The organism is Atopobacter phocae ATCC BAA-285 (genome assembly GCF_000526675.1).
In the GTDB taxonomy this organism is placed as follows: Bacteria; Bacillota; Bacilli; order Lactobacillales; family Aerococcaceae; genus Atopobacter; species Atopobacter phocae.
Genome location: NZ_JAGN01000018.1, coordinates 1 through 12,689, shown reverse-complemented (window position 1 = coordinate 12,689; position 12,689 = coordinate 1). Strand labels below are relative to the sequence as shown.

At 35.7% G+C, this 12,689-nt stretch carries 13 protein-coding genes and 1 pseudogene; 13 read left to right on the top strand and 1 reads right to left on the bottom strand.

The features are described 5' to 3' along the window. Nucleotides 1-119 precede the first annotated feature (119 nt). Nucleotides 120-596 carry a glutathione peroxidase gene (locus L866_RS0104215; protein ID WP_025729458.1) on the top strand — a complete coding sequence of 159 codons (477 nt, stop codon included), beginning with the start codon at nt 120-122 and terminating at the stop codon, nt 594-596. A 166-nt stretch (nt 597-762) separates the two neighbouring features. Continuing rightward, entirely contained in the window at nt 763-2,208 is a 1,446-nt protein-coding gene (locus tag L866_RS08545; protein WP_035446130.1) for an APC family permease, read from the top strand. 39 nt (nt 2,209-2,247) lie between these two features. Here the strand turns inward: L866_RS08545 and L866_RS0104205 are convergent, their stop codons facing one another. Next, nucleotides 2,248-2,532 carry a hypothetical protein gene (locus tag L866_RS0104205; RefSeq protein WP_025729456.1) on the bottom strand — a complete coding sequence of 95 codons (285 nt, stop codon included), beginning with the start codon at nt 2,530-2,532 and terminating at the stop codon, nt 2,248-2,250. A 246-nt stretch (nt 2,533-2,778) separates the two neighbouring features. Here L866_RS0104205 and L866_RS0104200 point away from each other — a divergent pair. From L866_RS0104200 to L866_RS08535, 11 genes and pseudogenes are all read left to right on the top strand, one after another. After that, nucleotides 2,779-4,225: pseudogene (locus L866_RS0104200) on the top strand (ABC-F family ATP-binding cassette domain-containing protein); the annotation flags it as partial. 86 nt (nt 4,226-4,311) lie between these two features. Further along, on the top strand, nt 4,312-4,614 hold the full coding sequence (locus L866_RS09860) for an ABC transporter C-terminal domain-containing protein (RefSeq protein WP_425387350.1): 303 nt from the start codon (nt 4,312-4,314) through the stop codon (nt 4,612-4,614). A 21-nt stretch (nt 4,615-4,635) separates the two neighbouring features. Continuing rightward, nucleotides 4,636-5,118, top strand: a complete 483-nt coding sequence (locus tag L866_RS0104195) for a dihydrofolate reductase (protein WP_025729453.1) — start codon at nt 4,636-4,638, stop codon at nt 5,116-5,118. Next, complete coding sequence (locus tag L866_RS0104190; protein ID WP_025729450.1) at nt 5,118-5,732, top strand: DUF2140 family protein; 615 nt, start codon at nt 5,118-5,120, stop codon at nt 5,730-5,732. Before L866_RS0104195 ends, L866_RS0104190 begins: the two co-directional genes overlap by 1 nt. Further along, the gene (locus L866_RS0104185) at nt 5,728-5,943 is read left to right on the top strand and encodes a YozE family protein (RefSeq protein ID WP_025729448.1); all 216 of its coding nucleotides are present in this window, start codon (nt 5,728-5,730) and stop codon (nt 5,941-5,943) included. Before L866_RS0104190 ends, L866_RS0104185 begins: the two co-directional genes overlap by 5 nt. A 55-nt stretch (nt 5,944-5,998) precedes the next feature. After that, nucleotides 5,999-6,700, top strand: a complete 702-nt coding sequence (gene deoD, locus L866_RS0104180) for a purine-nucleoside phosphorylase (protein ID WP_025729446.1) — start codon at nt 5,999-6,001, stop codon at nt 6,698-6,700. A gap of 19 nt (nt 6,701-6,719) precedes the next feature. Continuing rightward, entirely contained in the window at nt 6,720-8,180 is a 1,461-nt protein-coding gene (locus L866_RS0104175; RefSeq protein WP_025729445.1) for a S41 family peptidase, read from the top strand. 13 nt (nt 8,181-8,193) lie between these two features. Continuing rightward, the gene (gene lepB / locus L866_RS0104170; RefSeq protein ID WP_025729443.1) at nt 8,194-8,706 is read left to right on the top strand and encodes a signal peptidase I; all 513 of its coding nucleotides are present in this window, start codon (nt 8,194-8,196) and stop codon (nt 8,704-8,706) included. Nucleotides 8,707-8,726: 20 nt separating this feature from the next. Beyond that, nucleotides 8,727-9,656 carry a signal peptidase I gene (gene lepB, locus L866_RS09040; protein ID WP_025729441.1) on the top strand — a complete coding sequence of 310 codons (930 nt, stop codon included), beginning with the start codon at nt 8,727-8,729 and terminating at the stop codon, nt 9,654-9,656. Nucleotides 9,657-9,831: 175 nt separating this feature from the next. Then, entirely contained in the window at nt 9,832-11,001 is a 1,170-nt protein-coding gene (locus L866_RS0104160; protein ID WP_342664125.1) for an MFS transporter, read from the top strand. Nucleotides 11,002-11,156: 155 nt separating this feature from the next. Further along, nucleotides 11,157-12,689: albumin-binding GA domain-containing protein (locus L866_RS08535; protein WP_035446127.1), on the top strand; the 1,533-nt coding region annotated here is incomplete at its 3' end.

Below are 12,689 nucleotides of genomic sequence, written 5' to 3'. Positions count from 1 at the left end.
ACTTTATGATGTTGAGCGGTTGTTTGCATTTCTTTAATCAGTTATTGTAATAAGTCGTCTAAGCGGTATTTTTTGTAAAAAGGAGTATAATAAGAAGGAGAAAAGATAGGAGTGATTAGATGATTTATGACTATACTGTATTAGATCAAGCCAACCAAGAAGTATCTATGGATGTTTATAAAGGGAAAGTACTATTAATTGTTAACACAGCAACAGGATGTGGTTTCACCCCACAATATAATGAATTAGAAGAACTTTATGAAACATATAAGGATCAAGGGTTTGAAATATTAGACTTTCCATCTAACCAATTCGGGCAACAAGCTCCTGGTAGCGATGAAGAAATTAGTGCATATTGCCAAATGAACTTCAATACACAATTTAAACAATTTAAAAAGGTTGATGTGAACGGCCCTAATGCGTTACCCTTATTCGATTATTTAACAAAAGAACAGCCAGGTTTATTAGGACGTCGTATTAAGTGGAATTTTACAAAATTTTTAGTTGATCGAGAAGGTCGTGTGATTCGTCGCTATGCACCTAAAACAAATCCGAAAGAATGTAAAGCGGATATCGAAGCGTGTCTAAAGGCGTAAATGATTTAAAAATAGAAGTCTTTTAGATCGTCAATAGACTGATCCTAACTTCTAATTTAGAGTAATTAAACATAGTAAGAAAATTTTTAATGCAAAATTGTTTCATTTATGATAAATTTTTCTTATCTGTCTTTACAGAAAAATCAGATAAGAAAGAGTGAGGGGATTGGATAGTAAACAAATTCGCTGGTACTCAGTTGGGATGATTGCCTTTAGTATGGTGTGGGGACTAGGTAACGTCGTAAACAACTACGCTCAACAAGGGATATCAGTTATTGTCAGTTGGTTATTAATCTTAGGATTATACTTTATTCCATATGCATTAATTGTTGGTCAATTAGGATCAACATTTAAAGATACAAATGGTGGGGTGAGTGCGTGGATTGAACAAACGATGAGTCGTAAAATTGCTTATTATGCAGCATGGACTTATTGGGTAGTTCACATTCCTTATTTAGCTCAAAAACCACAAACGATTTTAATCGCATTGGGATGGGCCATCAAAGGAGACGGCAATTTCATTGCAGGTATTGATATTAAGTATATTTCTATTATTTGTTTCTTTATTTTTCTATTGTTCTTATATTTAGCGACAAAAGGATTGACGACGTTAAAAGTCATCGGGGGACTCGCTGGAACAGCGACATTCGTAATGTCGATTCTTTTCATTTTGTTAGCGATAGGTGCGCCTTTAATTAATAAAGATATGCACATTGCGACACAAAATATGACAAGTTTAAATACGTATTTACCGAAATTTGATTTAAGCTACTTTACTACCGTATCCATGTTAGTCTTTGCGGTGGGTGGGGCAGAGAAAATTTCACCATATGTCAACCAAACAAAAAATGCCGCTAAAGAATTCCCACGTGGTATGATTTTATTAGCTGGGATGGTTGCGATGAGTGCAGTCCTAGGATCAATCGCTATGGCGATGTTATTTGCAAGTGATAACTTACCAGAAGATTTAATGGCTAACGGTGCTTATAGTGCCTTCCAAATTTTAGGCCATTACTGGGGGATTGGCAATTCGTTAATGGTGATTTATGCGTTAACGAATACGATTGGACAAATTTCAGCTTTGGCCTTTTCAATTGATGCACCGCTACAAATTTTATTAGCAGATGCTGATGAAAAATACGTACCAAAATGGTTACGTTACCGTACACCAAAAGGCACATTACGCAATGGGTTCCTTTTAACGGGTGTTTTAGTGTCAATCATTATCTTATTACCAATTATTGGGATTGGTGATATTTACCAAGTGGTTAAATGGTTAACTAACTTGAACTCAGTTGTTATGCCAATGCGCTATCTGTGGGTATTCTTAGCTTTCATGATGTTAAATAAAGCGTATCAACGGTATCAATCGGAATACCGATTCATTCGCAATCCTAAAATTGCTTATGCTGTTGGCTTATGGTGTTTCTTATTCACTGCATTCGCTTGTATTTTAGGGATGATTCCAAAATTAGACTATGCAGCTAATCCACAAGCATGGTTGTTGCAATTAGTGACTAATATTGCGACACCAATCGTCTTAATTTTAATCGGAATGATTTTACCAGCGATTGCTCGTCGTGAACAAGCAGAAGTCTTTAAAAATAATTAGATTGAACAAAAAACTGCAGCCCATTGGACTGCAGTTTTTTTATGTACATGGATGCAAGAATCCTTTATAATTCGTATGATCGACCGGATTAATGTGAGGTAACGTATGATCATTTTTGGGGAACTCATGAAGTATCTTTTCAATATGCGCGACATCACTTGCTTGCTCATTCGGAAATGCACTAACCCAACTCCAATCGAACATACTGTAATACCAGTCAAACAGCTCGCTATAATAAACTAAAGCATCAGACGGATCTAATGTTTGTCGTTGGTCGAGTTGGTTAATGATAAAGTTAATCCGTTGAATTGTCGTTTGTTCCATACACAAAACCTCTTTTCTATGTATTACTAGTATAAATAAATTCAGCGAATCTGCCAAGCCATTTCCTTTTAACCAAAATATTCAAATATAAATGAATGTTTAAAAGTTTTAAACGAAAAAAATGCTATAATAGAATGTATACGAAAATAAAGTGGTGAAAAAATGAAAACATTAACAATGACAGGAGCCACTCACTCATTTGGAATAAAACCGCTCTTAACAGATGCGGAATTACTCATTAATGAAGGAGATAAAATCGGCTTAATTGGAAAAAATGGAACGGGAAAAAGTACCTTACTCCATATTCTTGCAAAAAAAATTACATTAGACGATGGCGAAATTGCTCATCCGAACGACTATCGCATCGCGCTATTAGATCAACAACAACAATTTAATGCCGACTTGACCATTCAAGAAGTGATGTTGACACAAAGTCATCCTCTTGCTCAAACCGTTATGAATTATGAAATTGCGCTTAGTCAATTAGAACAAGATGCAATGAATGAAACGTATCAACTCGCATTTGAACAAGCCGAACAAGCGATGACTAAGTTAGATGCGTGGCAATATGAAGCGTTGATGAAAAAAACACTCAATCAACTAGGTTTGAATGATTGGCATTTAAAGGTCGGCCGTTTATCAGGTGGACAGAAAAAACGTTTAGCCTTAGCCCAAGTATTATTAACGGAAGCGGACTTACTCTTATTAGATGAACCGACGAACCATTTAGATATGCCCGCTATTTTGTGGCTAGAAGAATATTTAAAGCAATACAAAGGAACATTTTTCATGGTTACACATGATCGCTACTTTCTTGAACGAGTTGTCGATAGTATCGTTGAACTAGAATACGGTAAATTATATCGTTACCCGGGACAATATCAAGATTACTTACGCCTCAAAACCGCTCGACTAGAAGAAGAAGCCATCAAAGAAGAAAAAGCGCGACAAAAGTACAAAAGTGAACTCGCTTGGATGCGAACAGGTGCTAAAGCTCGAACAACCAAACAAAAAGCCCGCATCGGTCGTTTCCAAGAATTAGAAGACCAAATGAAACAAAATAAAAAACAAACGACACAACTGGAAATGGATTTCACAGAAAGTCGTTTAGGTAAAGACGGTATTTCATTTGAACGTGTGACATTGGGACGTGAGCCACAAATCTATATACGTGGATTTAATGAAACCATAATAAAAGGACACCGTGTCGGAATTATCGGGCGTAATGGAATTGGGAAAACTAGCCTGTTAGAAGCGATTGATGGTCGCTTAATTCCTTTAGACGGTCAAATTAAAACAGGGGAAACGGTCAAAATTGGTTACTACCGTCAGTTAAATGATGATCTCCCGATGGATGAAACCATCTTAAAATATTTAGAAACGATTGGTATTAAAGAATCCATTACGAAAGATCAAATCGATGCCATCCCACGCTTGTTGGAACGTTTCTTGTTTCCACGCTCCATGCATCGATCATTAATTCGCCATTTATCTGGTGGGGAACAACGTCGTCTTTACTTACTAAGTACATTAATTTTAGAACCAAATGTGTTACTCCTAGATGAACCAACGAATGATTTAGATATTATGACGTTAGAATTGCTATCGGACTATTTAAATCAATATGAAGGTATTGTGTTTTTCGTTTCCCATGACCGCTACTTCGTGGATGATGTAGCAACTGATTTATTATATTTAAAAGGGGACGGCGATTACACTTGGACGAAAAATAGTTTAAGCGATTTGATTGCAGCCAACCAATTATCGTTCCTCTCTACGATGGGGCCTAGCGCGACGAGCCAACCTGAAGTAGCCGAAACTAAACTAGCCGAGGAAGTAGCGTCAACAGAGCCAAAAGTCGTTGAGAAAAAACGTCTAACTTATCACGAACAAAAAGAATGGGACCAATTAGAACCACGCATTGAACAGTTAGAAAATCGATTGAGTGAAATCGAAGGCGAAATGATTCAACACGGATCAAATTTTGACCAATTGAGTTTACTTCAAATAGAAAAAGAAGAACGAACAGAAGAACTAGAGCAGTTAATGGAACGTTGGGAAGCCTTAGCTTCTTACGTTTAATCCCTCATGAAAGGAGCGCATATGTTACGATTTGTATTTGCGGAAGACATGAATCACATCATTGGAAATCAACAACAATTGCCATGGCGTATTCCCGAAGAATTAGCGTATTTTAAAACACAAACAATGAACCATCAAATAGTGATGGGAAGAAAGACATTTGATGGGATGAATCACCGGCTATTACCTGGTCGTGAAACGCGCATCTTATCTCGACAACCACTTGAAACTTATCACGGTGCACCGGTCGTATCAGTTGAAGATGTCTTGAATCAATCAACGGATCAAATCATTGATATTATCGGTGGCTCAGAAGTATTTGAAGTCTTTCTACCATATGTGGATGTACTCGTTCGATCCGTCATCCAAGAAACATTTGAAGGCGATACGTGGATGCCAACCATTGATTACACGACATTTGAATGCGTCTCACAACAAGAAGTGACAACGAAAAATCAGCAAAGCATTCGCTACGAAATTTGGGTCAAGAAAGGATCAATCTAATGGTTAGTCGTTGGTACAAACGTTTATTTCACGTAGTATTGTCATTACTCATTTTAGTATTACTTAGTCCCATTATTTTACTGAAGGGCAGTGGCTTGTTTTATCCTTCTCATATTGAAGAGAAATCAAAGACAACCCTTAATCAAGAACAAGTCTTTGAAGTGGATGTCAGTTTAAATCAAGCAGATTTAGTCACATTATTAAATGACCGGTCGACCCATATGACGTATCCGTTTCACGTGCAAAATAAAGAAACGACCTTTGAATTAGTTTATCCCATCAGTTATTTAGGGATGACAACCGAAGCGCGAGTGAGTTTACAGCCTGCGCATACAACAGAAGGGGACTTAATATTGACGCTAAAAGAAGCTGCACTTGGTCGAATTGAATTGCCGAATCGATTGATTTTGCAACTGTTGAATGAAACACCAATTAAGCAGTATATGACCATTCAACCAAGTGATGAGCAAATTATGATAACGTCCGAACAATTAAGTGAATGGATTGGCTACCGCATAAAAATGATTGAAATGAATCAAAATCAACAAACGTACCAATTAAAATGTTGGTTACCACGCACCATACTCACACAATCGGAGGTGACAACTCATTAAAACTTTTTACGATTACATGATGCGCTTTCGCAATCTTCACCATTTTCGAGATGAACAAGCCGATTTCGCCAACTTAATTCACGAAGATCTGACTTTTCCAAAACAAGCTACTGACTTTCAAACCATTAGTGATTATTTAGAATTGAATCCATTATATTCACATTACATTGATTTATTTGATAAACTATGGCTAGACTATGAAAAACATTGAATTTAACTTATAATAAGAATATAAAAATATACGATAAAAAAGGAGCGTTTTAATCATGAGTGTACATATTGGAGCAGAAAAAAAACAAATTGCTAAAAAAGTTTTATTACCAGGGGATCCACTTCGTGCAAAATTTATCGCTGAAAACTTCATGACAGATGTTGAACAATATAATACTGTTCGTAACATGTTTGGTTTTACAGGATTGTATAAAGGTGAACGCATCTCAGCACAAGGTAGCGGAATGGGGATTCCAAGTGCCATGATTTATGCGCATGAATTATATACAGAATATGATGTCAATCAAATTATCCGTGTTGGTTCAGCTGGGGCAATGAAATTAGACGTTCATGTACGTGATTTAGTAATTGCGCAAGGAGCAACAACTGATTCAAACATTTTAAATCAAATCTTTAACCACCAAGTAAGCTATAGTCCAATTGCATCATTTAACTTATTAGACAAAGCTTATCATATAGCGAATGAACGTGGCTTTAAAACACATGTCGGAAATGTCTTATCAGCTGACCGTTTCTACAACCAAGAATTAGACAAAGAGAAATTAGCTAATTACGGTATTCTAGCTGTTGAAATGGAAGCAGCAGGATTATATACTTTAGCAGCACAACATAACAAAGAAGCTCTAGCGATTATGACAATTAGTGACCACTTATTAACCGGTGAAGAAACGACGGCAGAAGAACGTCAAAACACATTTAACGAGATGATCGAATTAGCGTTGGATGTTTTTGCTTAATTAGGGAAGGGGAGTCGCAATGACACCTAAAAAAAACAAAGAACAAACATCGTCCATAAAAATGTTTTGGTATCAATTTAAATATCTCATCATTTTATTATTGGGTATATTAATCGGTGTGGTCGGTGCACCATTTGTACTGATGCAAATGAATCGATTACACCCATATGCTATTCATACAGCAGATATCTCTGAAACAAATGTTAAAAAACTAGACCGCACCTATAAATTATTGAAAAACATTCATTTAGAAGAATTGTCTGAAGATGATTTGATCAATGGGGCTGTTCGAGGGATGACTGAAGCAACGGGCGATCCTTATACACAATATTTGGATGAAGAAGAGACGAACTCTTTCACTGAAACAATTGAAAGTGCTTTTGAGGGAATCGGCGCAACCCTCAGTCAAGAAGGAGCGCATGTCATAATTATGTCACCGATTAAAGATGCGCCTGCTGAAAAAGCAGGGTTACTACCAAATGATGAAATCATTGCGGTAGACGGAAAAGACATTAAAGGATTAACCTTACAAAAAGTTGTAAACCGTGTACGTGGAAAAAAAGGAACTGAAGTGACTTTGACCATTAAACGAGGCGCTTCTAATCAAGACATTACAATCAAACGTGATAGTATTCCTATTCATACGGTACAAGGGCGTTTAGCAGATGAAGCACCTACCGTTGGAATTATTGAAATTAATGGATTCTCCCGTCCAACAGCAGATGAACTGGAAAAAGAAGTCAAACGATTACGTGAACAAGGCGCGAAACAATTCGTATTAGATTTACGTCAAAATCCAGGCGGTCTATTAGATCAAGCGTTGAAAGTCAGTAACATGTTCTTAAAAAATGGCGATGTAATATTGAAAGTAACGGGACGTAATCGTTCGGATGAAGTCTTTAAAGCTGGTAAAGAATACGGGACATTCAAAATTACCGAACCAACCGTTGTTTTAGTCGACGAAGGCTCTGCAAGCGCTTCTGAAATAGTTGCTGGAGCGTTGAGCCAATCTGCTCACATTCCATTACTCGGAACAACAACTTTTGGTAAAGGAACGGTTCAAACGACCGAATCGATTACAGACCGCACCGAATTGAAATTTACAATGTCAAAATGGTTGACACCAGATGGAATATGGATTCATGGAAAAGGTATTCAACCGAACCATCTAATTGAACGACCGACCTATTCTAAATTAATGATGGTGCTACCGTCCGATGATTTAGTATGGCAAGCCGAAAATGAAAAAGTACTGAATGTTAATCGTTTGTTACGCGCACTCGATTATTCAGTCGAGCCATCTATCTCTTACAGTAAACAGACGAAACAAGCAGTCGAAGCATTCCAACGCGATCATCAACTACCTGTTAACGGAACAATTGATGACGAAACAGCCAGTCAAATGACACGCGCTATTCGTGAAAAAATAAAAGAAAATGACGTTCAATTAAAACAAGCAATTAAAGAAGTGTCTAAATAAAAGGGGTAGAAGAATGAATACATATGAAGCTAATCGTCGCAAGATGCGTTATCTTGTAAGTATTATTCTAGCTGTTATGACTGTCCTTTTTATTCGTACGTATCTTTTCTTTCCAGTTGAAGTATCAGGACGTTCAATGAGTCCGACCATCGAATCGAATGATACGGTGTTATTGACGCCATATGGTGAAATTCAACGATTTGATATCATTCTTTTTACAGGTGATAGTCACGAAACTTATATTAAACGTGTGATTGGTTTACCAGGAGATGAAATTGAATACTACCAAAATGAACTTTTGATTAATGGAAAGAAAATCGAGGAACCATTCTTATCCATACATGAAGAAACGACTAATTTTAAGTTAGAAGATATTGGCTTGAATAATAAAGTCCCTCCTGCACACTATTTCGTACTAGGAGACAATCGTTCGCTTTCTTACGATAGCCGGATGCTTGGATTTGTTCCGCAAGATAGTGTATTAGGACGAGTCGTTTGCCGTTTGCAACCATTTGAGAGGCTTTAAATTTAAAAAGGAGGAAACTGATGAGCAAGAACACGAACGAAAAGAATGACTTACGCTTTGTGAGCAGAAATTTACCGAGCAGAAACGAAGCGCACGGTATTAAAAGCCGACATTCCCATCGAAAGAAAAAAGTGAATGAACCCGTTAAAGCAGATACACCGAACCAGTCAACGGACCATTCGATTAAACGTGACCAGCAGTTGAAGCAACCTAAACCGCTCCCGCAGACGGAAGAATCAGTTAAGCAACCGCCACAACCGCCTGTCACTTCAACGCATCCAGTAAACGATGCAACTAAAAATATTGAATTAAAGAAGGAAACTACTGTGGCTAACAAGAAAAAAACAGGATCAAATAAAACAACCGAAAAAGAAGTGAAGCTCTCCACGATGATCGTTAAAGAAGTATTTAGTTGGATTTTAACGTTTGTATTGGCAATTGGCTTGTATTTTGTCATTTCAACTTTTGTTGCACAAAAATATCAAGTAAGTGGCTCATCTATGTATCCAACCTTGCAAAATAATGAAGAAGTCATTGGAAATAAACTTGAAAAAATCGATCGCTTAGATATCGTCGTATTCAAAGCACCTGATACAGGAAGAGAATACGTGAAACGAGTGATTGGCTTACCGGGTGATTCCGTGACGTATTTAGATGGGAAACTATTTGTAAATGATCAACAAATAGAAGAACCATTTATTAATCAAGAAGAAACCTTTGAAATCAACGGACAAAAAACATTAGGAACAAGTTCGTTCACCTTACCTCAATTAACCGGTGAAATGGTTGTGCCAGATGGACACTATTTCGTGATGGGAGATAACCGTGGACATTCAAATGATTCGCGAAGCTTTGGTTTTGTGAAACGTGAATCCATTCATGCAGTCGTTCGTGCAATTGTATGGCCGTATAATAAATGGGAATTCTTCAAAACGATACCTTCACCATAAAACATTTGAAAGAGGCGTAATCGCGCCTCTTTATTTGTTTGATTAATAATTAAATCGATTTTATAGAAAGTAGGCGGTATGTATAAAAGTCCTTATATCTCTGGCGCTGATTGTTGTAATCATTGCCATTATTATTTATTTAAGTAAGAAATTCAAACTCACTAATCATCAATTGATGATTTTCGGTATTTTGGTTTTATTCTGGTCCACATTAAGTATCATTCGAGCGTATCGAAAACTTTATGCGTTAACGCCCATTGATCAAGGAGGACTTGCACTGACAGCAGAATTAGCTGCACAAGTAACTGCAGGTTATGGTTTAATGAGCTTATTTGCACGCTTACCGATGTTTATAATAAGCGATCGTTTAAATCGACGTAAAATCTTCATTCAAATAGCCCTATTTCTGTTAATGTGTACCTCATTCGCCGTTTTTTGGCAAGCGAATGTCTGGACACTTTATGCATCTTCATTAGCGATGGGTTTATCCGCAACCATGTTGGCCATGTTCAATATTATTTTTTCGGAAACCTTTTCGAAAGATCAAGCCATTGTGTCGGTATCGATTTTGTCAGTCGCCCCTTTATTAGCAGAATTTATCGCGGCACCAATTCAATATTTAATGACCAATGATATAGTCAAACACTTTAATTGGATGTGGTTGATTTCAGCAGTTTTAGCTACAATCACACTAATCTTAACCTTTCAAATGAAGGACTATATTCCATCAGACCAAGAAGCCTTTTCAATAAAAAAAGTGAAAATCGTCTTACAGCATAAAAGTTTTCTTGCCATATGTGTTTTAGCCATATTAATTTCTTTTATCAAATTTTCAACAAGTGGAGCGAATATGGTCGCTTATGGGAAATTAGAATTAAATATGTCACCTGTAATGTTAGCTTATTTAGATACCGTATTTGCTGTTCCACAATTAATTGCGGGCGTCTTAGCTGGCATTTACTTTGTGAAGCGCATCGGAGTGAAGTATACGTTAATGCTGGCGATGGCGTGTGCAGGAGCCTTTATGCTTATTGCCTTGTATGTGCGCAATCCTTGGCTCGTTTTCATCGGGTACACGTTGAATGGATTTAGTTACGGTTTAGTGTATAACGTCTTAATCTCAATGGCGATGCAATACTTTGACCGGACATATCGCAGTGTGAGTATGGGCATTTATCAAGCCTTTTTTGCGCTCGGTATCTTCTATGGCGATTACGTGTATGTGTGGATCGCCCAACACATTCCCAACGGACTATTTCATTTCACGCACAATCAATCTATCTTTGTGGTTACATTTTGTTTAACAGTGTATAGTAATTTTATGATTTATCGGATGATTAAATAATTGACTCAAATTTGCAATCTTTAACTTTGATGACATTTGTTACAAGCAGGTATTGCCACTCGAATTACCTTGACTAAGTAATAAAAAAAGTTTATATTTAAGATGAAAAAAGAAAAGCATTTATACATTTATAAAAAATGGAGGAAACAAATTATATGAATAATATATCAAAACAACCTAAATATACGATTAGAAAGTTAAGTGTAGGAGTAGCTTCTTGTTTCATTGGATTTACATTTCTTGGAATTGACTCGACATTAATTCAAGCGGATGATGCAATTGTAGCACTTGAAGCTGGACAGCGTTCAATTGACGAAATTAGAGAAGAAGCATTAAAGAAAATTAATGAATTAGATAACGCTCCAAGAGAAAAATTTAAGACCAATTATCCGTATAATACTACTGCAGATGATCCTTTCGCAGCAGATATTGGTGGAATGGACAATTTTATAAAAAGTGCACAAACAGAAGATGATATTAGCTCAGCATTAAAAGCAGCAGAAAGTTTAGTATTAGAACGGAAATTAGAGATTGTTCATTCTGATGCCAAAAATTTTTCAGAAAAAATTAATTCGAAGAATATTATTACACCAGAAGCAAACAAACAATTTTCTGAAGCATATGCAAAATTATGTGAATCCTCTAAGCATTTAAAAGATTCTTACCAAAATGTAAAAAGTTTAAATGCTTTGTTCAATACTGATAAAAGTAAATTTTTAACGCAATATAATAAAATTGTAGAAGAAAACACTGAAATTCTTAATAAAAATTTAAATGCAAGAATTGATTTTGAAGAAAAAGAAGGGGATATATATTTAAAGCAGATAGACACAATAACTAATAATGCTAAATCTAGTATAAGACTTGCTATGCCTTATAGCAATAAAAGTAATGTAAAAGAACTAGTTGATAAAATTAATGAAAAATTAAATTTACCAGTAGCAAATATTAATGATTATTTCGAGATTTATAATAACATTCAAAAATTAGATGATTTCGTGAATGAAGAAAAAATAAAAGAGAAAATCCAAAAAAATGTAGTAGAATATGCAAATAAAGTTATTGACCAATCAGAATTACATAAGGAAAATAATGCTGTTGCTGCAGAACAAAAAAAATTAAAAAAAATGCTTGATAATCAAGTCAAAGATTATGAAAATATAAAATCTCAATCTGTTAAATTAGCAAAAGTAATAGAGTACAATATTGACCTAAGAAAAGAAAAAGATGCTGCTAAGAGTAAGCTAAAAGATGCTGATATAGCAACTAAACATTTTATTAGTGTTATAGACAATACTCAATCAATTGATAGTTTAAAAGAATTAGTTGATCAATTATATGAGCCAAAATTAAATGAATCTAAAGAGAAAGCGTTAAAAAGATTAGAAAAAGCAAATATTACTGGACAATATTTTAAAGATCTTATCAATAATGCAAAAACAATTCCGGCAGTTAATGCATTAACTGAAGAAATTTATATAACTAAGTTAAATGAAGTAAAAGAAAAAGCGATTAAAGCATTAGCCGATGCTGATGTGACAAGAAAATATTTTACTGATTTAATAAATAATTCAAATTCAATTCCAGCTATCAAATCACTTACTAATTCTATAATTGAATCAAAAAATTCACAAAAAGGAATGACACCACCAGAAAAAGACGGTGAGAACTCAGATAAACCAGGAACA

Excerpts from the sequence above, each read along its gene's own strand:
- L866_RS0104215 (WP_025729458.1), top strand. The coding sequence starts at position 120 with ATGATTTATGACTATACTGTATTAGATCAAGCCAACCAAGAAGTATCT.
- L866_RS0104205 (WP_025729456.1), bottom strand. The coding sequence starts at position 2,532 with ATGGAACAAACGACAATTCAACGGATTAACTTTATCATTAACCAACTC.
- L866_RS09860 (WP_425387350.1), top strand. The coding sequence starts at position 4,312 with ATGGGGCCTAGCGCGACGAGCCAACCTGAAGTAGCCGAAACTAAACTA.
- L866_RS0104195 (WP_025729453.1), top strand. The coding sequence starts at position 4,636 with ATGTTACGATTTGTATTTGCGGAAGACATGAATCACATCATTGGAAAT.
- L866_RS0104190 (WP_025729450.1), top strand. The coding sequence starts at position 5,118 with ATGGTTAGTCGTTGGTACAAACGTTTATTTCACGTAGTATTGTCATTA.
- deoD (WP_025729446.1), top strand. The coding sequence starts at position 5,999 with ATGAGTGTACATATTGGAGCAGAAAAAAAACAAATTGCTAAAAAAGTT.
- L866_RS0104175 (WP_025729445.1), top strand. The coding sequence starts at position 6,720 with ATGACACCTAAAAAAAACAAAGAACAAACATCGTCCATAAAAATGTTT.
- lepB (WP_025729443.1), top strand. The coding sequence starts at position 8,194 with ATGAATACATATGAAGCTAATCGTCGCAAGATGCGTTATCTTGTAAGT.
- lepB (WP_025729441.1), top strand. The coding sequence starts at position 8,727 with ATGAGCAAGAACACGAACGAAAAGAATGACTTACGCTTTGTGAGCAGA.
- L866_RS0104160 (WP_342664125.1), top strand. The coding sequence starts at position 9,832 with ATGATTTTCGGTATTTTGGTTTTATTCTGGTCCACATTAAGTATCATT.